Origin of the sequence: Desulfobotulus alkaliphilus, from assembly GCF_007830435.1 — a bacterium.
Taxonomy (GTDB): Bacteria; Desulfobacterota; Desulfobacteria; order Desulfobacterales; family ASO4-4; genus Desulfobotulus; species Desulfobotulus alkaliphilus.
Genome location: NZ_VLLC01000018.1, coordinates 1 through 20,540, shown reverse-complemented (window position 1 = coordinate 20,540; position 20,540 = coordinate 1). Strand labels below are relative to the sequence as shown.

The 20,540-nt window shown below is 53.3% G+C and carries 17 protein-coding genes; 15 read left to right on the top strand and 2 right to left on the bottom strand.

Annotated features, from left to right (window positions below; translation table 11 throughout):
- Positions 1 to 617 precede the first annotated feature (617 nt).
- From LZ24_RS11320 to LZ24_RS11275, 10 genes are all read left to right on the top strand, one after another.
- On the top strand, positions 618 to 2,306 hold the full coding sequence (locus LZ24_RS11320) for a glutamine--tRNA ligase/YqeY domain fusion protein (RefSeq protein WP_144685416.1): 1,689 nt from the start codon (positions 618 to 620) through the stop codon (positions 2,304 to 2,306).
- Positions 2,306 to 3,187, top strand: coding sequence for a biotin--[acetyl-CoA-carboxylase] ligase (locus LZ24_RS11315; RefSeq protein WP_186443087.1), 882 nt, complete (start codon positions 2,306 to 2,308; stop codon positions 3,185 to 3,187). The genes LZ24_RS11320 and LZ24_RS11315 overlap by 1 nt, the downstream gene beginning before the upstream one ends.
- A 128-nt stretch (positions 3,188 to 3,315) precedes the next feature.
- Positions 3,316 to 7,032: a pyruvate carboxylase gene (locus tag LZ24_RS11310; protein WP_144685414.1), complete on the top strand. Its 3,717-nt coding sequence runs from the start codon at positions 3,316 to 3,318 to the stop codon at positions 7,030 to 7,032.
- A gap of 91 nt (positions 7,033 to 7,123) precedes the next feature.
- Positions 7,124 to 7,627: a pyridoxamine 5'-phosphate oxidase family protein gene (locus tag LZ24_RS11305; RefSeq protein ID WP_144685413.1), complete on the top strand. Its 504-nt coding sequence runs from the start codon at positions 7,124 to 7,126 to the stop codon at positions 7,625 to 7,627.
- The gene (locus tag LZ24_RS11300) at positions 7,624 to 9,447 is read left to right on the top strand and encodes a UbiD family decarboxylase (protein WP_144685412.1); all 1,824 of its coding nucleotides are present in this window, start codon (positions 7,624 to 7,626) and stop codon (positions 9,445 to 9,447) included. The genes LZ24_RS11305 and LZ24_RS11300 overlap by 4 nt, the downstream gene beginning before the upstream one ends.
- 438 nt (positions 9,448 to 9,885) lie before the next feature.
- A complete protein-coding gene (locus LZ24_RS11295; protein WP_144685411.1) occupies positions 9,886 to 10,212 on the top strand; it encodes a hypothetical protein in 327 nt (108 codons plus the stop codon).
- 6 nt (positions 10,213 to 10,218) lie between these two features.
- Positions 10,219 to 11,256 carry a 23S rRNA (adenine(2503)-C(2))-methyltransferase RlmN gene (gene rlmN / locus LZ24_RS11290; RefSeq protein ID WP_246118586.1) on the top strand — a complete coding sequence of 346 codons (1,038 nt, stop codon included), beginning with the start codon at positions 10,219 to 10,221 and terminating at the stop codon, positions 11,254 to 11,256.
- A 21-nt stretch (positions 11,257 to 11,277) separates the two neighbouring features.
- Positions 11,278 to 11,577: a nucleotidyltransferase family protein gene (locus LZ24_RS11285; protein ID WP_246118585.1), complete on the top strand. Its 300-nt coding sequence runs from the start codon at positions 11,278 to 11,280 to the stop codon at positions 11,575 to 11,577.
- Complete coding sequence (locus LZ24_RS11280; RefSeq protein ID WP_144685410.1) at positions 11,570 to 11,926, top strand: HepT-like ribonuclease domain-containing protein; 357 nt, start codon at positions 11,570 to 11,572, stop codon at positions 11,924 to 11,926. Before LZ24_RS11285 ends, LZ24_RS11280 begins: the two co-directional genes overlap by 8 nt.
- A 29-nt stretch (positions 11,927 to 11,955) precedes the next feature.
- Positions 11,956 to 12,807, top strand: coding sequence for a rhomboid family intramembrane serine protease (locus LZ24_RS11275; RefSeq protein WP_144685409.1), 852 nt, complete (start codon positions 11,956 to 11,958; stop codon positions 12,805 to 12,807).
- Positions 12,808 to 12,880: 73 nt separating this feature from the next.
- On the opposite strand, the gene LZ24_RS11270 is transcribed toward LZ24_RS11275, so the two are convergent.
- A complete protein-coding gene (locus tag LZ24_RS11270; RefSeq protein ID WP_144685408.1) occupies positions 12,881 to 13,330 on the bottom strand; it encodes an NUDIX hydrolase in 450 nt (149 codons plus the stop codon).
- A 113-nt stretch (positions 13,331 to 13,443) separates the two neighbouring features.
- Here LZ24_RS11270 and LZ24_RS11265 point away from each other — a divergent pair, with 113 nt between their 5' ends.
- From LZ24_RS11265 to LZ24_RS11245, 5 genes are all read left to right on the top strand, one after another.
- Positions 13,444 to 14,115 carry an ABC transporter ATP-binding protein gene (locus LZ24_RS11265; RefSeq protein WP_144685407.1) on the top strand — a complete coding sequence of 224 codons (672 nt, stop codon included), beginning with the start codon at positions 13,444 to 13,446 and terminating at the stop codon, positions 14,113 to 14,115.
- On the top strand, positions 14,099 to 16,597 hold the full coding sequence (locus tag LZ24_RS11260; RefSeq protein ID WP_144685406.1) for an ABC transporter permease: 2,499 nt from the start codon (positions 14,099 to 14,101) through the stop codon (positions 16,595 to 16,597). Before LZ24_RS11265 ends, LZ24_RS11260 begins: the two co-directional genes overlap by 17 nt.
- Before the next feature lie 266 nt (positions 16,598 to 16,863).
- Complete coding sequence (locus tag LZ24_RS11255) at positions 16,864 to 17,556, top strand: arylesterase (RefSeq protein WP_144685405.1); 693 nt, start codon at positions 16,864 to 16,866, stop codon at positions 17,554 to 17,556.
- A gap of 414 nt (positions 17,557 to 17,970) precedes the next feature.
- Entirely contained in the window at positions 17,971 to 18,282 is a 312-nt protein-coding gene (locus tag LZ24_RS11250) for a hypothetical protein (protein ID WP_144685404.1), read from the top strand.
- Positions 18,283 to 18,384: 102 nt separating this feature from the next.
- Entirely contained in the window at positions 18,385 to 19,926 is a 1,542-nt protein-coding gene (locus LZ24_RS11245; protein ID WP_144685403.1) for an SDR family oxidoreductase, read from the top strand.
- A gap of 90 nt (positions 19,927 to 20,016) precedes the next feature.
- On the opposite strand, the gene LZ24_RS11240 is transcribed toward LZ24_RS11245, so the two are convergent.
- On the bottom strand, positions 20,017 to 20,367 hold the full coding sequence (locus tag LZ24_RS11240) for a hypothetical protein (RefSeq protein ID WP_222427617.1): 351 nt from the start codon (positions 20,365 to 20,367) through the stop codon (positions 20,017 to 20,019).
- Positions 20,368 to 20,540 lie beyond the last annotated feature (173 nt).

The window sequence follows — 20,540 nt, the reverse complement described above, 5'->3', positions numbered from 1 at the left end:
CATTGTGTGTTAATTTCAACGCCTTGGTTTTAGTAAAGGACAATCGGGCTGGGTGTCTGTACACCTGACTGACGCTATAGCCGCTGCCAAACGAAAATGGTACTGAAGAGTAGAGGTAACTGTTCAGCACAGTTTGTTTTGAACTGTCAATGCTGTAGGTACAGCAGCTTCGTACTATTGCAAGGCTCCGTGGCTATTTGCAAGTGACATTGCAATCGTTTCGGATCAGAGCTTTGTCCGGCACTCAAGCTCTAAAACCAAAGCTCGTCATGTAAACGATGCAGCCTTTTCAGGCTTGAGTGCCGGAGTGCTAATAAGAAGCGGCAAACTGTCTGAGCCGCCACAAAGGCAGCGTACCAAGGCCTGCCATGGTAATAAAAAACTTATCCTGCCTGTGGCGGGGAGTTTTTGCCGCTTCCGCACAGGGCAAGAAGCTCCCGAATAAGATTGCGTCACGGGCAAATAGCCTGGGGCCTGTGCGTCTGTCTTGCAGCTATGGTACTTGGAAAACTTTGCTGAATAATTACGAGTAGAGATTGTTTTTAAGAAGCACACGGGATTTTTGTGTCTCCGTGACGGACTGCCAGCATCGGGCTTAGATGCCCTGAAAGGATACCATGAGTACAGTAGAAAATGCAGCACCTTCCCACTTTATCCGCAATATCATCAAGGCAGACCTTGAAGCAGATACCCATAAGGGTCGGGTGCATACCCGTTTTCCTCCGGAGCCCAACGGATACCTGCACATGGGCCATGCGAAATCCATCTGTCTGAATTTTGGTATGGCAGAAGAATTTTCAGGCAAATGCAATCTGCGCTTTGATGATACCAATCCTGAAAAGGAGTCCACGGAATATGTCAACGCCATCAAAGAAGATGTGCGCTGGCTGGGTTTTGACTGGGGGGACCGGGAGTTTTATGCTTCCGATTACTTTGAAAAACTCCATGATTTTGCGGTGGAACTCATCCGGGGGGGCAAGGCCTATGTCTGCTCCCTTTCCGCCGAAGAAACCCGCAGCTACAGGGGAACCCTTACGGAAGCGGGGAAAAACAGCCCCTACCGGGACCGGAGTGTGGAAGAAAACCTCGATCTTTTTGCCCGTATGCGGGCCGGTGAATTTGATGAGGGCAGCCATGTACTCAGGCTTAAAATAGATATGGCATCCCCCAATTTTCTCATGCGGGATCCCACAATTTACCGCATTCGCAAGGTGCATCACCACCGGACAGGGGATGCATGGTGCATCTATCCCATGTATGATTTCACCCACTGCATTTCCGATGCCCTGGAAGGCATCACCCATTCCATCTGTACTTTAGAGTTTGAGAACAACCGGGAAATCTACGACTGGGTGCTGGACAACATTGATGCCCCTGCAAGGCCAAGGCAGTATGAGTTTGCAAGGCTGAATCTTTCTTCCACGGTTTTAAGCAAGCGCAAGCTGATTCAGCTGGTGAATGAAGGCCATGTGCATGGGTGGGATGACCCCCGCATGCCCACCCTGTCCGGTCTGCGGAGAAGGGGAGTGCCTGCTGCGGCCCTGCGGGATTTCTGTGAGCGTATCGGTGTGGCCAAAAAGGACAGCACCGTGGATCTGGCCCTTTTTGAATATTGTGTCCGGGACCATCTCAATGCTTCGGCTCCCCGGCGCATGGGGGTTCTCGACCCGGTAAAGCTCGTTATCACCAACTATCCGGAAGGAGAGGTGGAATGGCTGGATGCGGTGAATCATCCGGGAGATCCGGCCTTTGGCAGCCGCAAGGTTCCCTTTTCCCGTGAACTCTGGATCGAAAGGGAGGATTTCATGGAAGATCCTCCCAAGAAATTTTTCCGCCTTTCTCCGGGCAGGGAAGTTCGGTTGCGTTTTGCCTATTTTGTGACCTGTGAGGAAATTGTTAAAGATCCTGACACGGGTGAGGTGGTGGAAATCCGTGCGGTTTACGACCCTGAAACCCTTGGTGGCAATGCGCCGGATGGCCGCAAGGTGAAGGCGACCATCCACTGGGTATCCCAAAGTCATGCCCTGGAAGCTGAAGCACGGCTCTATGACCGGCTTTTCACCCAGGAAGATCCCGATGACATGCCCGAGGGGAAAAGTTTTCTGGATGCCCTGAATCCGGATTCCCTTGTGCAGAAAAAAGCCTTTCTGGAACCGGCCATGGCTGAATCCCTTCCCGGCGATGTTTTTCAGCTGGAAAGGGTGGGGTATTTTGCCGTGGACCCGGATAGCCAAAGGGAGCGTCCGGTTCTCAACCGCACCGTAACCCTCAGGGATTCATGGGCAAAGGCAGCCGGGAAATCCTGATGAAAGCGTCTCCCCATATTTTATTCTGGCAGAAGGGGATGCAAGGCCTTGCATCCCCTTTAAACCGGAGCTTTTATGAAGGCTCCGGTATTTCTCCTTCTGGTTCAGAGGATGGTGGTGGATGGGTCCGTGCGGGTCAATCCGGCAGGGATGAAGCCGTCATAAGGGTTTGCGGAAACTGTTCCACGGCCTTTGATGTGGCCCTCTGGCTGGAGGAAAGGGGTCTTTTTTCGGACTGGGATTCCGTGCTGGCCGAAAGCCAGAGTGCCGGTGTGGGCCAGTATGGAAGGCACTGGATTTCACCATTGGGCAATCTCCACCTTGTCTGGAAACTGCCCGGTTTTTTTTCCGAAGTGAAAGGCCTGCCGCTGATGCTGGGGGCCGCCCTCACGGAAGTTTTAAGGCAGAAGGGGGTGCCCCTTCTGCTCAAATGGCCCAATGATCTGATCCTTGAAGAGCGCAAGGTGGGGGGGATGCTGATACGTTCCCGGCCGGACTGTGTACTTGCGGGTATGGGCATAAACCTTGTTTCTGCGCCATCGGACCGGGAAATAAGGAAAAACAGCACCATCGCCGCAACCTCTCTGAACGAAAAAGGATTTTTTTTCCATCCCCTGGATCTATGGGTGGATATCATGGGGGATGTCCGGGTTTTTTTGTCAAAAAGTATTGAAAAAATATCGGATTATGGTTTAATGACTGGTTCGACTCATTGGTTGTGGCGGAAAGGACAGGCGGTGATGGTTTTTTCATCGGGAGGTTTGACAGAAGGCCTGAGCTTTCCTGCTGTTCTGATCGGTCCTGCCGGAGACGGCGGTTTACGCCTGTTATCTGAAAAAGGGGAAATTATTTTTTACTCAGGCAGCATCGGTCCCGCATAGTTTATGTTGGATTTAAAAACCCTGAAGAATATTTTTAGCTTTGGCAGGTTCTTGGGAACCGGTTCAGGGGCGTTTTAAATCTGACCATTATCCATAAATTTAAAATAAGGCCAGAAAAGGAAACAGACATGGGTGCACAAACCTTTGAAGAGTTCCGTTCAGAAATCCGCAGAAGGCGGGAGTCGGGCAATGATGTCCGCATTCTCATTGCCAACCGGGGTATTCCTGCCCGCAGAATTGCCAGGGCTGTCACAGAGCTTGGAGCAACGGCCTGCATAACGGCAACGGACATTGATAAAACCTCTCCCGCAGCCATCGGTGCAAGAAAACTGATGCTGCTGGGCGAAAATCCCACAGCCTATCTGGACCTGGACCGTATTGTAAAAAAAGCCAAAGAAGAAGGCATTGAAGCCATCCATCCGGGATGGGGCTTTGGTGCGGAAGATGATTCCTTTCCTGCCAAATGTGAGGAGGCGGGAATCATTTTCATTGGACCTCCCCAGAAGGCCATGCATGAGCTGGGCAACAAGGTGGCCGTGCGGGCGCTGGCCCAGAAGGTGGGGGTGCCTGTGGTGCCCGGTTCCGAAGGGGCCGTAGGGATTCCTGAAGCCAGAAAAATAGCCCATGAACTGGGTTTTCCCATCATGCTTAAGGCCGAAGGCGGTGGTGGAGGCAGAGGGATTTATGAGGTCTACTCTGATGCAGACCTTGAATCCAGTTTTGTGAAGGCTTCCGCTCTGGCCGAGGCCAGCTTTGGTAACCCCAGACTTTTTGTGGAAAGACTGCTTCCTGAAGTTCGTCACATAGAAATTCAGGTCATTGCGGATAAATACGGCAATGTCTTTGCCTTTGATGAGCGGGACTGCACGGTACAGCGCAATCATCAGAAACTCATTGAAATCTCGCCCTCTCCCTGGCCGAAAATGACCGAAGAACTGCGGGCACGCCTCAAGGAATATGCCATCCGGCTGGTGAAGTCCGTGGATTATTATTCCCTGGCCACGGTGGAATTTCTTGTGGACATGGAGGGCAATCCCTACCTGATTGAGGCCAATACCCGCCTTCAGGTGGAGCATGGTATTACGGAATGCCGCTATGGGGTGGATCTGGTGGAAGAACAGATTGCCATTGCCTATGGCTGCGCCCTGCGTTTCAATGAAGAAAGAACAAAGCCCCATCAGCATGCCATGCAGGTACGCATCAACTGTGAGGATCCCAAAAAAGGTTTTTCTCCCAATGCGGGCCGCATCACCCGTTACACCTCCCCCGGAGGTCAGGGTATCCGTATCGATTCCTGCATTACAGCGGGCTATGAATTTCCTTCCCAGTATGATTCCGCCGCTTCTCTGCTCATTGCCTATGCAGACTCCTGGTCCAAGAATGTGGAACAGATGCGCAGGGCCTTGAAAGAGTGCATGATTTCAGGTGTTAAAACCACCATTCCCTTTTATAAGGTTGTGCTGGAGCGGGAAGAATTCATTTCCGGCAATTATGACACCAAATTTGTACAGAAAAACCCGGATCTTTTTGATTATGTGGATCAGCAGCCCGAAGCCCTGCGGCTTTCCCGTCTGATCGCAGAAATTTCCGCCAAGGGGTACAATGAGTACCTTTCCCTTGATAAGTACCGCGGGCTCCATGATAAGCGCCTTGGTCCCTGCACACCGGTTATTCCCTTCACACCGGAAAGGGATGTTGTTGCCCATGTTCCCCTGAGAAGGGGCCAGAGCCGGGAGAGCATCCTTGATTATGTGAGAACTGCCGGGAAGGTATTTTTTACGGACACCACATGCAGGGATCAGACCCAGTCCAACTCCGGAAACCGTTTCCGTCTGGCCGAAGACCGCCTCATCGGACCCATTCTGGATAAATGTGGTTTCTTTTCCCTTGAAAACGGCGGCGGTGCCCACTTCCATGTGGCCATGCTGGGGAACATGACCTATCCCTTTAAGGAAGCCGATGAGTGGAATGATTTTGCGCCGGACACTCTGAAGCAGATTCTGATCCGTTCCACCAACGTGCTGGGCTATAAACCCCAGCCCAAAAATCTCATGCAGACCACAGGCGAGATGATCTGTGAGAATTATGATGTCATCCGCTGCTTTGACTTTTTGAACCACATCGAAAACATGCGGCCCTTTGCGGAAGTGGTGCTGCCTAAAAAATACAAGATTTTCCAGCCCGCCATTTCCATGAGCCATGCCAGGGGTTTTGATGCGGACCACTACCTTGGGGTGACCGAAGAGATCCTTGCCATGGTGGCCGATGTGGCCGGTGTGTCCCTTGAAGAAGCCAGCCGCATCATCATTCTGGGTTTAAAGGATATGGCAGGGGTCTGCCCGCCAGCCATGATCCGGGATCTGGTAAAAAGGCTCAGGGTAAAATATCCGGATCTGGTGCTCCATTATCACCGCCACTGCACGGACGGACTTTTCTCTCCTGCCCTTTCTGCGGCAGCCGCAGCCGGGTGTCACATTCTCGATGTGGCCATTGGCGCATCGGTCCGCTGGTACGGTCAGGGGGATGCCCTTGCAACGGCGGCCCTCATTGAAGAAGAACACGGCCTTGAGATCTGTCTGGACAAGGAAAGGGTACGGGATGCGGGCTTTGTTTTGAAGCAGATCATGCCCTACTACGACCGTTACACGGCCCCCTATTTTCAGGGTGTGGATTATGAGGTGGTGCAGCATGGCATGCCCGGAGGGGCCACCAGCTCTTCCCAGGAAGGGGCCATGAAGCAGGGCTACATTCATCTGCTTCCCTATATGCTGAAATATCTGGCGGGTATCCGTCAGATTGTCCGTTACCACGATGTAACACCCGGTTCCCAGATTACATGGAACACGGCTTTTCTTTCCGTAACCGGTGCCTACAAGCGGGGCGGAGAAAAGAATGTGCGTAAGCTCCTTGATGTTCTGGAAACCGTTGTGAACACCCCCGAAGAAGCCCTGTCCGATGAAATGAAAAAGGCAAGGCTTGAGATTTATCAGGAGGCCAATGACGCTTTCCGGGATCTGATTCTGGGTAAATTTGGCAAACTCCCCTTAGGTTTCCCGCCGGAATGGGTGTATGAATCCGCCTTTGGTCCGGATTATAAAAAGTCCATGGAAAAGCGCACGGAAGATTCTCCCCTGAAGCATCTGGAGCCCATGGATATGGATCTGGAAAAAGAGGCGCTGGCAAAGGCTTTGAACCGGGAACCCACAAAGGAAGAGCTGGTCCTTTACCTGAACCACCCCGGAGATGCCCTGAAGACCATCCGTTTCCAGGAGAAATACGGAGATCCCAACCATCTGCCTCTGGATGTCTGGTTTGAAGGCATTGAAAAGGGCAGTTCCTGTTCCTTTAAAGATGGCCGGGGCATGCCCCATGAGATGACCATTCTGGACCTTTCCCTGCCCGATGAGGACGGCAATGTTGTGGTTCGCTATCATCTGGATTCGGAAATCATGACCCATGTGGTCAAGGTGGCTGAACCCCTGAGGGGGGGCACTGCAGGTATGGAAATGGCGGATTCCGATAATCCCTACCACATTGCATCGCCTTCCAACGGCGACCTCTGGGTGACCCATGTGAATGTGGGGGATATGGTGAAGGCCGGTGAGGAAGTGTTCAACATTTCCATCATGAAGCAGGAAAAAGCCGTGCTTTCTGCTGTGGATGGCCGGGTGAAGCGGGTGCTGAAGTCTGCCCGGTATCAGGTGGACAGGAAAATGGTTCCCGTGAAAGACGGCGAGCTTCTGGTGGAGCTGGAGCCGGTCTCCGCCAACCGCTGTAAAGACTGCGGTGCGCCTGTTCAGGAAGATTTTGTTTTCTGCCCCTCCTGCGGTAAAAAACAGGGTTAGATCTTGACATCTGTTCCACGTATGCAATGAAAAGGGGCGGTCTTATGGGCCGTCCTTTTTTAATTGGACCAAGGTCAGGGTCAGGAGTCCCATGGTGCTTCCAAAGAAAAAAAAAGAGGTGTCACAGGAAGATCTTAACGGATCTGCAAGGGAGCTTGCCAGAGATTCCCAGGTCATGACCCTTGCGACCTCCGGCCCCGAAGGTCCGTGGGCAGCGCCCGTTTATTATGTGTTTTACAGGGGGGCCTTCTGGTTTTTTTCCTCTCCCGGATCCCGGCATATCCTTGATGGAAACCGGGCCTCGGCAAGTGTATATTATGACGGAGGTCACTGGCAAAAAATCAGGGGCCTGCAAATGGCAGGAAGTATCCGGCCCGGTGGCAGCGGATCGGCAACGGCCTTTGCCAAATATTTAAGAAAATTTTCCTTTATACGGGAAATGGCCGGTGCGGGCATGTATGATCCCCTGCAGTTTGGTGAACGTTTCGGGAACCGCTTTTTTTGTTTCATACCGGAGCATGTTCTTTATGGCGATAACCGGCTGGGTTTTGGTTTCAGGGAGAAGGTTGAGATGAAAGAAGGGAAAAACCCATGAGATATGCAAGCCTTGAAGGGGCTGTGAGGGATCTTGAAAAGCAAAGGGATCTGGTCCGCATCCGTGAGGAGGTGGACCCGGATCTTGAAATGGCGGCCATCCACCGCAGGGTACAGGAAGCCGGAGGACCGGCCATCTTTTATGAAAGGGTGAAGGGCTCGCCCTTTCCTGCGGTTTCCAATCTTTTCGGCACCCTTGAAAGGGCCCGTTTTTTATTCAGGGATACCCTTGCTGCGGTCCGTACGCTGGTGGAAGCCAAGGCAGACCCAGCCATTTTTTTGAAGCGGCCATCCCGTCTCCTTTCCCTGCCGCAAAGCCTTGGAGCCTCCCTTCCCATACGGAAAAAAACAGGGCCTGTTTTAGCCTGTGAAACCCGTGTATCCAGCCTGCCCGCCGTGCGATGCTGGCCTGAAGATGGCGGTCCCTTTGTGCTTTTGCCTCAGGTTTTAAGTGAAGATCCCGAAAAGCCGGGGATTTTTTCCACCAACCTTGGCATGTACAGGGTACAGCTTTCCGGAAATGACTATATTCAGGATGAGGAGGTAGGTCTTCATTATCAGATCCGCCGGGATATTGGCATCCACCACACCAAAGCCGCTGCCATGGGTAAACGGTTGCCCGTGAGTATTTTTGCGGGCGGACCTCCGGCTCATACCCTGGCTGCGGTCATGCCCCTTCCCGAAGGTCTTTCGGAGCTGGTCTTTGCCGGTGCTCTGGGAGGACGCAATTTCCGCTATGCCCGCAGGGGAGACCATATTATCAGTCTGGATGCGGATTTCTGTATCACAGGCTACGTGGCCCAAGGAAAGAAGCCCGAAGGCCCCTTTGGGGATCATCTGGGATACTACAGTCTGGTCCATGACTTTCCCTATCTGGAGGATGTGCGGGTATTCCATAGAAAAAATGCCATCTGGCCCTTTACGGTGGTGGGCAGACCGCCTGCGGAAGATACGGTTTTCGGTCAGCTTATCCATGATATCACAGCTCCCATGGTGCCCGTTTCCCTGCCCGGCGTGGCAGCCGTCCATGCCGTGGATGCCGCAGGTGTGCACCCCCTGCTGCTGGCCATAGGCCATGAACGTTTTGAACCCCGGACCCCGAGGCCCATGGAACTGCTGACTCAGGCTTCGGCCATCCTTGGTTTTGGCCACTGCTCCCTTGCCAAGTATCTTTTCATTGTGGCAAAAGAAGATGCGCCGAATCTGGACATTCACAATATTCCCTCTTTTTTTGCCCATGTACTGGAAAGGGTGGACTGGTCAAGGGATCTTCATTTTCATACCCGGACCACCATGGACACGCTGGATTATTCCGGAGACGGGGTCAATCAGGGTTCCAAGCTGGTGGTGGCGGCCTGTGGTCCCGTGCGAAGGCGGCTGGGAACAAGGCTGCCCGATGGTTTTTCCCTGCCCTCTGGCCTTGACCGGGCGGCCCTTGTGATGCCGGGCATTCTGGCCGTATCCGGTGGGGTTTCCGTTGGTTCTTTACCATGGGACGCTGAAGAACTGGCGGTTTTTTTGGGTACGGATTCGGAATTCAGGGAAGCCTTTCCCCTGATCCTTCTGGTGGATGATGCGGATTTTGTGGCCAGACGGGAGGCAAACTGGCTGTGGGTCACCTTCACCCGGAGTGATCCTGCAAAGGATGTTCACGGCGGAGGCAGTTTTATCCACAACAAGCACTGGGGCTGTACGGGGCCCCTGCTCATTGATGCCCGTATCAAGGGGCACCACGCACCGGGGCTGGAAACGGATCCTGCCATTGAAAAAAGGGTGGATGCGCTGGCCGCAAAGGGTGGACCTCTGTATGGTCTGGTCTGAGAATAAAGATTTTTTGTAGCTGTTCAGCACAGTTTTTCAGGTATCATATCTGCAAGGCAGATGCACAGGCCCCAGGCTATTTGCCTGTGACGCAATCTTATTCGGGAGCTTCTTGCCCTGTGCGGAAGCGGCAAAAACTCCCCGCCACAGGCAGGATGAGTTTTTTGATTACCATGGCAGGCTTTGGTACGCTGCCTTTGTGGCGGCTCAGACAGTTTGCCGCTTCTTTCGCACAGGCCTGCAAAGCTCTGATCCGAAACGATTGCAATGTCACTTGCAAATAGCCACGGAGCCTTGCAGCAGTAAGACGCTGCTGCAACTACAGCATTGGCAGTTCGGAATAAACTGTGCTGAATACTTACGATTTTTTAAACAGTGCAAAACTGGCAGTGATTTGCTGAGTTATTACCTTTGAAAAACCATGGAGAGTTAGCGCATATGGAAGTAACCCTGAATCTGAATGAAGATCTTGTGAAGTGGTATCAGAAGCGTTCGGCCAATTTCGGGCTGGACCTTGATGATATGGTGGATTTTGTGCTCAATGCCTATGCCAAGAAAACCGATCCCAAAAAAACCGCAGCCATTCCCTGTCGGGCAAGGGCAGCCGCGGGCATGAGCGAGGAAGAAGCACTCCGTTATGTGCATTTTCCCCTTGAAAAGCGTCTCTGGCACGGGGCAAGGGAGCTTGCGGAAAGAACGGAAATGGATGCCACCGAGTTTCTGACCCGTGTGATCGTGGATTTTCTGGAAGAGCAAAAGGCCTGAGAGCCCATGCATACTCTTTTTTCCATGACCTGCGCCGATCTGGAAAACTGGCTGCGCCTCAGCCATGGTAAGGGTGCCTTCCATGCAAGGGCCCTTTACCGTGAGGTCATGGGGCGGGGAAACCCCGACTTCGCCTTGCATCCGGCCTTTGAAAAATCTCAAAAACTGGCACTGGTGGTGCAGGAAACCCTTGGTATTCCCGAGGCCCGGATTGTGGAAACGGCAGGCACTGGGGATTCCTTCAAGTTTGTCATTGCCCTGCATGACGGGTTACGCATTGAATCCGTGATTCTCACCATGGAAAGCCATGAAACCCTCTGCCTTTCCACCCAGGTGGGCTGCCGAATGGGCTGTGCTTTCTGCGAAACGGGCACCATGGGGCTGATCCGCAACTTACAGCCCGAAGAGATTGTTTTGCAGGTGATGGCTGCCCGGTATCAGCTGCAGCGGCCCGTCCGTAATGTGGTGTATATGGGAATGGGAGAGCCCATGGACAATCTGGATGCGGTGCTGAAAGCCGTGGAGATTCTTGCGGATCAGCGGGGGCTTAACATTCCTTTACGGCGGCAGACCCTTTCCACCGTAGGCCTTGTGCCGGGCCTCCAAAAACTGGCTTCCATGAAATCCATGGGGCCTTTGCATCTTTCCTTAAGCCTCAATGCCGCTACCGATGAGCTGCGCAGTGAGCTGATGCCCGTAAACCGGGCCTTTCCTCTGGCTTTGCTTAAAAAAACGCTGGCGGAATATCCCCTGCCATCGGGTGGGGCCATTCTCCTTGCCTATGTGCTGATTCCGGGTGTGAATGACAGCAGAGAAGATGCCATGGCGCTGGCGGATTTTGCAGCGGGCCTGCCGGTGCGCATCAATCTTATTCCCTATAATCCCGGAACCTGCGGCAGGTGGCCCGCCACAGAGGATCAAGACATTCACCGCTTTGGCGCCCTGTTGTATGACAAGGGGCTTTTTGTGCGAAAGCGCTGGAGCCGGGGCAGGGAAGTGATGGCCGGTTGCGGGCAGCTGGGGGGCAGGCCGGAAAAGAAGTAGCAAAGAAAAACAGGAGGCCCTATGAAAAGAATGGAAAAGGATCATATTCTTGCACTTCTTATCCGCAGTAAACCTGTCCTTGAAAAGCGTTTCGGGGTGACCCGGCTGGCATTGTTCGGTTCTGTGGCAAGGAACGAATCATCCGCAACAAGCGATGTGGATGTGATGGTGTCCTTTGACGGCCCTGCAACGTCGGAGCGTTATTTCGGGGTTCAGTTTTTTCTTGAGGATTTGCTGGGGGTCTCCGTTGATCTTGTCACGGAAAAAGCCCTGCGTCCTGAACTTCGTCCATTCATAGAACGGGAGCGTGTTAATGTCTGATTCTGTCCGTAGGGAATGGAAATTTTACATTGATGATATGATAGAGTTTGCAGAAAAAGTGCTGCTTTATACTGAAAATATGGGGCCGTCCGATTTTATGGCGAGCGGCTTGAATTATGATGCCACAGTACGAAACCTTGAGTTGATAGGTGAAGCGGCCAAACATATTCCTGCGGAAGTCAGAGAAGCAAACCCGCAGATTCCATGGCGTCTTGTCATTGCCCTGCGTAACAGGCTGATTCATGCCTATCTTGGCATAGATAATGATACCCTGTGGAGTGTGATCCGTGATGATGTCCCGGTTCTTCTGGCTGATCTGCAGAAGCTGCGCCATATAAATTCAGATTAAAGTCCGGAATATGATATTCAGGAGGCTCCATGAAAAATACAAAGGCCCGGATGTGTCCGAAGTGCGGTAAAATGGTGAGCCATGATCAGGACCAGTGTCCATGGTGCGGCCAGAAGCATCCCGGTAATCCCCTGCTTCCTGCCAATCTTGTTGCACGCATGGGAAGACCGGGGGAGATCATCCGCGTACTGATCTGGGTGAATGCCATATTTTTTCTTTTTTCCCTGCTCCTCAACCCTGCGGAAACCAAGTGGACCATGAATCCCTTTGCCGCTCTTGCGCCGGATACCCGCAGCCTTCTCATGCTGGGAGCGACGGGAACCTTTCCCGTTTATCAGATGGGGAACTGGTGGACCCTGATTACGGCGGGTTTTTTTCCTGGCAGCCTGCTCCCCATTCTTTTTTACATGGCGGCCCTTTACCATGTGGGGCAGCTGGCGGAAAGGGCCTTTGGTCCTTTCCGGATGCTTCTCATTTATCTTCTCACCAGTGCGGCAGGCTTTGCCCTTTCCCTTGTGGGAGGCGTGCGTCTGACCATCGGGGCATCGGCTGCGGTATGCGGTCTTATCGGAGCCCTTCTCTACTATGGAAAACGCAGGGGAGGCTTCCATGGAAAGGCGGTGTATCAGCATACCCAAGGCTGGATTATCGGTCTTGTGATCATCGGTTTCCTGATGCCCGGTATTAACAACTGGGGCCATGGAGGCGGACTTTTGGCGGGAATCCTTGCGGCTTTTGCTCTGGGCTATTCTGAAAACAGGCCTGAAACCCCCAATCTTCGCATGGCAGTCTTTGGCATTGCCATGGTCGTGCTGGCTCTGCTGGCATGGGTGGCCTTTACGGCACTGGTTTACAGGGGCAGCCTCGGCCGTCTGATCTGAGTGAAATGGGGCTGATGACCTGTGCATCTGTCAGGCAGGCAGGGTATCTGGCAAGTTGTACACTTACGTTTTTCTACCTTTTGCAGGTACCCCGGTCATGGTTTCCGAACCCGAAAACCTCTGCCAGCATTTTTAAGGTATCCGGTGATACCTGCAGGTTTTCAAGCTCTTCTTCGGAAACCCATGCGGCTTCCTTTGCGTCGTCACCCGCTTTGGGCTGGCCTTCAAGGTAGTGGCCCAGCACATCCACAATGAGATAGTGCCAGAGAACCCGGCCCTGATCATCCTTTTCCACAAGATCCATCACCCAGACCACCTTTCCTGCACGGATGCGGATACCCGTTTCCTCAAAAATTTCCCTTTCCGCAGTCAGGCCATAGCCTTCCCCAAGGTTCATTTTTCCGCCGGGGATGGCCCAGTATCCCGCAGCCGGAGCCTTGCCCCGTCTGACCAGAAGCACTTTATTTTCATGGAAGACCACAGCCCCCACCGCAGGGACCGGGTAAGCGTTTTTTTCTGTCATCGGACACCTTTTTGCTGAATTGCTGTTGTTTCCCCTTAAAAATGTGCATACTTTTCCATGAACTGCCCTTGCCCTGCAAGGATTACCTTTTTTTAAAACACCATGGAGGCCGTATGATCCGGGCCCAAGCCCTTGAAAAATCCTATCAGGTGAACGGACGTACCCTTGCTGTGATCCATCCCATGGATCTTTATATTAAAGCAGCTTCCTTTGCAGCCATTCAGGGCCGCAGCGGTTCCGGTAAAACCACCCTCCTGACCCTGCTTTCCGGTCTGGACAGGCCAACGGGGGGGCGTCTTGTTCTGGATGAAGACGATATTACGGACTGGCCGGAATCCCGCATGGCTGCCTTCAGAAACAAAAAAATCGGTTTTGTGTTTCAGGATTTCCACCTGATTCCCGGCATGACGGCTCTGGAAAATGTTCTTTTTCCAGCAGAGCTGTCCGGAAACGCCCATGCCCGTGAACGGGCGGAAAGTCTTCTGCGTCAGGTTGGACTCTGGGAAAGGCGAAAGCATCTGCCCCGCCAGCTTTCCGGTGGCGAGCAGCAGCGGGTTGCCATCTGCCGTGCCGTGGTGAACCGGCCAAAAATCATCTTTGCCGATGAGCCCACAGGAAATCTGGATTCGGCGGCGGCGGATGGGGTTATGCAGCTTTTGGTGGATCTGAAGGAAGAGGAGGGGGCCACCCTTGTGGTGGTGACCCACAGCGCCGAGGTGGCGGAACAGGCCGATCGTGTGATCACCCTGTCCGACGGGGAGGTGGCCCATGACAGCGGTGCTTAGGATGCTGGCCCGCATCCGTTCCGAGTGGCGTCATGCTCCGGGGACAGCCCTTTTGTTTTTTGCCTGTGTCTTTCTTTCCGTTGCCGCCTTTTCCGGTGTGGAGAACCTGCGCATGGCCGCCGACCGCATGCTGAAACAGGAGGCCAGAAGTTTTATCGCATCGGACATGGAGATCCGGTCTGCCTTTGTCTTTTCCCATGGGGCCATGGCCGAGGTGAAGGCGCTGGAGGAAAGCGGGCGGATACGCACGGCCTTTGTGACGGAATTTCTCGCCATGGCCCTGCCCGAAGAGGGGCGTACCGGTCTTGTTTCCGTTAAGGCCGTTTCCGAAGGGTATCCCTTTTACGGTCAGGTGACACTTGCCTCGGATGGCGTTTTGGGAGAGATTCTGCAACCCGGTATTCTCATTGCCGAGCCCATGGCCCTTCGCCGCCTCGGTGTGGGGGAAGGGGAGCGGCTGCAACTGGGAGATGCCTTTTTCACCGTTAAGGATGCCGTACTCTCGGAGCCGGACCGTCCCATTGATGCGGCAGGGCTGGCACCGAGGGTTTTCATCCATCACAAAGACCTTGATGCAACGGGCCTTGCCGTCACAGGAAGCCGTGTCCGCCACCGACTTCTGGTGGCACTGAGCGAAGAAGGGCACAGGGCCGCGGTGAAAGCCCGACTCTCCGCCGCTTTGATGGACGGCACCGAGGAACTGCGGACCTATGAGGACACGGGAAACCGGGCTTTGCGCTGGATGGACTCCCTTTTTTATTATCTGCGTTTCTGTGGTATCGGTATTCTTGTTTTGGCCGGTTTTGGCATACGGGGCAGCCTTGTGGCCCTGTGGATGCAGAGGGAAAAGGCTGTGGCCCTGATGAAAACCTTAGGGGCAACGCCCTTGCAGGTGGGCTGGCACATGGCCCTTTTCCTTGCTTCCATCGTGATTCCGGCCCTTCTTGCGGGCTGGCTTGCGGGTTGGTTTCTGGCCCTTGCCATGGGTTCTTTTATGGCGGAAATGCTGCCCCGGGGGCTTGTTTTCGGGTTTTCCATGGAAACCCTGCTGCTGACCCTCCTTGTGGGCGGTGGCTTCACCCTTTTGTTTTCCATCCTTCCCTTCAGCCGTATGGTGGCAACTCCGCCTGTGAGAATTCTGCACCGGGGAGAAAACAGCGGCAGGGCAGGAAGGACCGCCCGTATTCTTTTCTGGGCAGGGGTGGCAGGGCTTCTCGTTCTGGCAGCCCGCATGTTGCAGGAGGCGGGGGGAAGCCGTGTGCCCGTACTGATTTTTATGGCTTCCATGGCAGCCACCGCTGCTGCTGCCTGGCTGCTGGTGCAATTGGCCATCCGTTTCCCGGCAAGGGGTGCAAGGCACAGGGTGGTTATGCAGGCCTTGAAAAGGCCGGGGGCCACGCCAGTTGCCACCGTTGTTTCCATGGCCATTGCCACGGGCCTTGTGCTGGCCCTTGTGCTGATGGAGCGCAACCTGTCCCGTCTTTTTCTGGATGCCTTTCCTGAAAATACTCCCAATCTTTATGTGATTGATATTCAGCCCTCCCAGAGGGAGGCCGTGGCGGATCTTCTGGGACCGGAAGCCCTGTTTTTCCCCATGGTGCGGGCACGGGTACTGGCGGTGAATGAGAGGCCCATTGATGCGGCTGCGGAAAGAAAGAAGCGGGGGGATAACCTTGGCCGGGAATTCAGCCTCACATGGCACGGGGTCATGGAGGACGAGGCCCTTGTGGAGGGGGAGAGCCTGTTCCGGGATGATCTGGAAGAAGCCCAGGTCTCCATTCTGGATTATATCCGGGAGACCTACCCCTTACGTGTGGGAGACCGCATTACCTTCCGCATACAGGGGGTTTCCATGACCGCGGTGATTACCAGTGTACGCAAACGCCAGGATGGCAGTCTGCGGCCCTTTTTTGTTTTCAATCTCCGGGAAAAGGACCTTGTGGATGTGCCCCACACCCTGTTTGCGGCCCTGTCCGCAGACGGGAAACAGCAGGAAATTCTGGAGCGAAACCTTGCGGAGCAGTTCAGCAATATCCGCATTATTGACGTTCGGGAGATGATTGAGCGCCATGCGGACCTTGCAAGGCAGATGGCAGGGCTTCTGCGGGCCTTTTCCATGCTCGCCTTTGGTGCGGGAATTCTTGTCTGGCTGGGTGGCCTTGCGGCAACGGCTGCGGATCGGGCAAGGGATGCTGTTTTGTTTCGGGTGGTGGGAGCGGACCATCGCTTTCTTCTGGAGACCGGGGTGCTGGAAACGGGTATTCAGGGCTTGCTTGCTGTTGGTCTGGGTTTTTTCATTGCAGAAGGCCTTGCGGGTTTTGTGGTGGTCAAGGGCTTTGGGCTGGATTTTAATCCGGAACTCCTTCTTCTTTCCGGCTGTTCCGTTCTGGCCCTGTTTGTGATTGTTCTTCTGGGTACGGGGGCTGCATGGCCCTCCATGGGAACGCGGCCTGCGGATGCCGTACGGGGTCGGAGCAGGTAAAATAGAATCTGATTACTACCCTGACTCAGCCATAGTCTGCTGGTCAGATTGTTGTCAGGTCCATGGTGCGGGCTTTAATACGGGCAGGCACAGGGGCCTGCCCCTACGAATGGTTTTTACAGCCCCTGTTTTGTAGGGGCACCCTTTACGGGTGCTAAGCCAACAATCGTAAAATCTGGTCATGTAATTTCAATGGCTTAAAATTCCTGTGGCTGAAAGAGAGTGGTATTCAGAAAATAGAATGGGATGAAAGGTGGGGAGGATTGATGAAAAAAGTACTCTGTAGTCTGGTCTGCGGCGTGCTGCTCATTGCAGGATGTGACCGCACACCGGAGCCTGAAGTTGCCAAAAAGGAGCCCATGAAAATGGCCTATACCATCGTTGCCATGGGAGACAGCCTGACGGAAGGCCTTGGTGTGCTGCCGGACGAGGCTTATCCGGCCCGTCTGGAGCAGGCTTTGCAGGAGAGGGGATGGCCCGTTTCCGTCATTAATGCGGGTGTCAGTGGAGAAACTTCGGCGGGGACCCTTTCACGGGTGGACTGGATCATTAGCCGCCTGAAGCCGGATCTGCTGATCCTTGTCAGCGGTGCCAATGACGGGCTGCGTCGTCTTCCCGTGGATGCCATGGAACAGAATCTGGGTGAAGTGCTTCAACGTCTGGATGCGGCGGGTATTCCCGTTATTATGGGGGGGATGCGGATGTTTTTCAATCTGGGGCCGGATTATATAAAGGAGTTTGAAGCGGTGTACCCGAGGCTTGCTAAAAAATGGGATGTGGAGCTGATTCCGTTTTTTCTGGAAGGGGTGGCTGGTGAACCTGCCATGAATCAGTCCGACGGGATTCATCCCAATGCAAAGGGTTATGAAAGGATCACGGATCAGCTTCTTCCCTTTGTGGAGAGAAAGCTTGAAAAGGCGGGGCTGGATCTCTCTGCAGAGAAAGTTCATGCCCGATGATTTGAAAGTTCTCATGGATCATTCACCGAGAATGCTTTGCAGACCTTCGTTCAGAGCAGCCCGGTCATTATCTGTGATGCTACCCAGTTTTCTTAAAATCGGTCATAAACATCGTCCTCGGCATTGTCCCAAATCTTTTTAAATGTGTCTTCCGCCATTTTACCGGCAGCCTGAATCACTTGCCGCTCATGGTCTTTTTGGCTGATAAAATCCACAGAATCAGCTATTTCTGCGACTCTTTCAAATATAGACAGTGGCGCAAATAATTCCCTGTTTTTTTTGATATCCGACCTTTACCTGATGGATTTTATGCCTTAGAGTATGTTCATCTTCAGGTTGTTCCGTTCTATTGAGCAACCACCGTTCTCTCCCCAGATGATCTTTTTTCAATCCTTACCCTTAAAGGAGCCTGCCATGGATGTAAAAGACTATTGCAAAGGCACGGAAATGGAACTCACCGTATGGAAAGCCAGACTCTATGACATGATGCGCAAGCTGGATGCCCTTTCCGCAGCCGATAAGCAGAAGGTAACGGCCAATGTGGAAGATTTGCATATGATTGTGGCGGAGCTGGATGACCGCATCAATCAGCTGCGTTTTGAGTGCCCTGCGGAGTGGGCGCCGGTGAAGGATCGTATTGAAGAAGCCCATGTGGATATGCGTGGCCGCTATGAAAAGACCATGGAAGAAATCGGCCGCTACGCCCCTGTTTCCATTGCAGGATAATTTTTTGTTTGTGTTTTGATAAAAGATACGGGCGGGAAGGTGCTTGGACCTCCCGCCCTTTTTGATGCTGCACCTTGCTGGTTTTCCATGAAAGGAGCATCCATGGATGTTGATATTCCGGAAAAGCCCCTGCTGGTTACGGGGGCAACGGGTTACATCGGGGGGCGGCTGGTGCCCCTTTTGCTGTCCAGAGGATTTAAAGTCAGGGCCCTTTCCAGATCCTTGAGAAAAATGCATGCCCGGCCCTGGAGCAGGCACCCCAATGTGGAGCTTTTGGCCTGCGATCTCATGGATGGCAAGGCTTTGGAAAAAGCTGCCCAAGGCTGTGCCGGAGCCTGGTATCTGGTGCATTCCATGGAGGGAGATTCGGCCGGTTTTGCCGCAAGGGAAGAAAAAACCGCAAAGAACATGGTGCAGGCTGCGGAAAAGGCCGGTTTGGAACGGATCGTCTATTTGAGCGGCCTTGGGGATGAAAAGGATCCCCATCTCAGTTCCCATTTGAAAAGCAGGCATGCCGTTGCAAGGATACTTTCTTCCGGCAAAACGCCGGTGACGGTTCTCCGGGCCGCCATGGTGCTGGGTTCGGGCAGCGCATCCTTTGAAATTCTTCGCTATCTGGTGGATCGCCTGCCCTTTATGCTGACTCCAAAGTGGATACGGACCTCCTGCCAGCCCATCGGCATACGCAATACTCTGGAGTATCTGGTGGGAGCCATGGTGCATCCGGACATGGGCGGAGAAACCTTTGACATCGGCGGCCCGGACATCTTAAGTTATCAGGATCTGATGCAGCTCTATGCGGAAGAGGCCGGGTTGAAAAAGCGGATGATTATACCGGTTCCTTTTCAGACTCCGGGGCTTTCAGCCTTCTGGGTGCATCTGGTCTGCCCCCTTCCCGCAGGCATTGCCAAGCCCCTTGCAGAAGGCCTCCGAAATCCGGTGGTCTGTGGGGATATGCGCATTGCCGGGCTGATTCCCCAGAAACTTCTCTCCTGCAGGGAAGCCATCCGCGAGGCCATCCGCAAGGTGGCCCAGGAAGAGGTGGAAACCCGCTGGTCCGATGCGGGAAAGCTCCTTCCGCCGGAATGGGTGCAGTGTACGGACCCCTCCTACAGCGGCGGCACCATTCTGGATTGCTGCTACAAGGTGAAAATCCGGGGAAATCCAGAAAACATCTGGCAGAAGGTGACATCCATCGGTGGTAAAAATGGCTGGTATTACGGGGATCTGCTCTGGCGTATCCGGGGACGCTGGGATCAGATCACAGGGGGCGTGGGCCTTCGCCGGGGACGCAGACACCCCGAGGAGCTTCTGGTGGGGGATGCCTTAGATTTCTGGCGGGTGCTGGATGTGAAAACCCGGGAGCGCCTCTTGCTTCTGGCGGAGATGCGTGTTCCCGGTGAAGCCCTTCTGGAATTCCGCATGAAGGATCTGGGGGATGGACATTGTGAACTGCAGCAGATGTCCCGCTTTCTTCCCAAAGGGCTGCTGGGTATTGTCTACTGGTATGCCCTGCTTCCTTTTCATCATCTGATTTTTAAAGGGATGCTGGGCCGCATTGCAGAAGCCGCTGGAAAACCCGCAGGCAGTGTTAAAGCCTTTTCCTATGACTGGAAAGCCCTTGTGTGTACGCTGGATGAGTGAGCAAACAGCATGCTTTCTTGCGCCATTTTTTACGGTCTGTGAATAAAACCGTAGGGATAATAATGACACCTGGACAGACCTTTATGTGATCTATGCCATTGTTGATACAAAAGCATTCAGCCCAGCCAGCATCGCATGATCGGGAAGGGTCACCCCCCTTTTTTCTGTGTTCATGCTGGTATTAAAGGGCAAAATATGGAAAACTGCATTTCGTCTTTGTCCGTCCAACAAGAAAGAACCGGATTTTATTCCTCTGTCAGAGGGTAAAACCGGCAGCGCTCGTTCAGGTGTAACACCTTTGCTGCTTGCTTTTTGTGTTGCATTGCTTTGAAATGAACATTTCATTTTTTTAAAGGTTTTTGCTGCAATGCCGATACATCTGTAAATAGATTTCCAGTTGATCTGACCTGCCAGATAAAATGCCTGTAAAGGCCAAATCATATTATTCATTAAGATAATCAAAATTGATTGTTATTATGCTGATTTAATCGGGAAGGGGGTCTTATAATGATTACCTTGAATTCAACATCAGATTTTAAGATTACAGCTAAAACACCTGAAAACCTGAACTCCGTTAAACAATCACCAAATAACCAGCATACAAAAATCCAGCA

Coding starts and splice junctions, on each gene's coding strand:
- LZ24_RS11320 (WP_144685416.1), top strand. CDS start 618: ATGAGTACAGTAGAAAATGCAGCACCTTCCCACTTTATCCGCAATATC.
- LZ24_RS11315 (WP_186443087.1), top strand. CDS start 2,306: ATGAAAGCGTCTCCCCATATTTTATTCTGGCAGAAGGGGATGCAAGGC.
- LZ24_RS11310 (WP_144685414.1), top strand. CDS start 3,316: ATGGGTGCACAAACCTTTGAAGAGTTCCGTTCAGAAATCCGCAGAAGG.
- LZ24_RS11305 (WP_144685413.1), top strand. CDS start 7,124: ATGGTGCTTCCAAAGAAAAAAAAAGAGGTGTCACAGGAAGATCTTAAC.
- LZ24_RS11300 (WP_144685412.1), top strand. CDS start 7,624: ATGAGATATGCAAGCCTTGAAGGGGCTGTGAGGGATCTTGAAAAGCAA.
- LZ24_RS11295 (WP_144685411.1), top strand. CDS start 9,886: ATGGAAGTAACCCTGAATCTGAATGAAGATCTTGTGAAGTGGTATCAG.
- rlmN (WP_246118586.1), top strand. CDS start 10,219: ATGCATACTCTTTTTTCCATGACCTGCGCCGATCTGGAAAACTGGCTG.
- LZ24_RS11285 (WP_246118585.1), top strand. CDS start 11,278: ATGAAAAGAATGGAAAAGGATCATATTCTTGCACTTCTTATCCGCAGT.
- LZ24_RS11280 (WP_144685410.1), top strand. CDS start 11,570: ATGTCTGATTCTGTCCGTAGGGAATGGAAATTTTACATTGATGATATG.
- LZ24_RS11275 (WP_144685409.1), top strand. CDS start 11,956: ATGAAAAATACAAAGGCCCGGATGTGTCCGAAGTGCGGTAAAATGGTG.
- LZ24_RS11270 (WP_144685408.1), bottom strand. CDS start 13,330: ATGACAGAAAAAAACGCTTACCCGGTCCCTGCGGTGGGGGCTGTGGTC.
- LZ24_RS11265 (WP_144685407.1), top strand. CDS start 13,444: ATGATCCGGGCCCAAGCCCTTGAAAAATCCTATCAGGTGAACGGACGT.
- LZ24_RS11260 (WP_144685406.1), top strand. CDS start 14,099: ATGACAGCGGTGCTTAGGATGCTGGCCCGCATCCGTTCCGAGTGGCGT.
- LZ24_RS11255 (WP_144685405.1), top strand. CDS start 16,864: ATGAAAAAAGTACTCTGTAGTCTGGTCTGCGGCGTGCTGCTCATTGCA.
- LZ24_RS11250 (WP_144685404.1), top strand. CDS start 17,971: ATGGATGTAAAAGACTATTGCAAAGGCACGGAAATGGAACTCACCGTA.
- LZ24_RS11245 (WP_144685403.1), top strand. CDS start 18,385: ATGGATGTTGATATTCCGGAAAAGCCCCTGCTGGTTACGGGGGCAACG.
- LZ24_RS11240 (WP_222427617.1), bottom strand. CDS start 20,367: ATGATTTGGCCTTTACAGGCATTTTATCTGGCAGGTCAGATCAACTGG.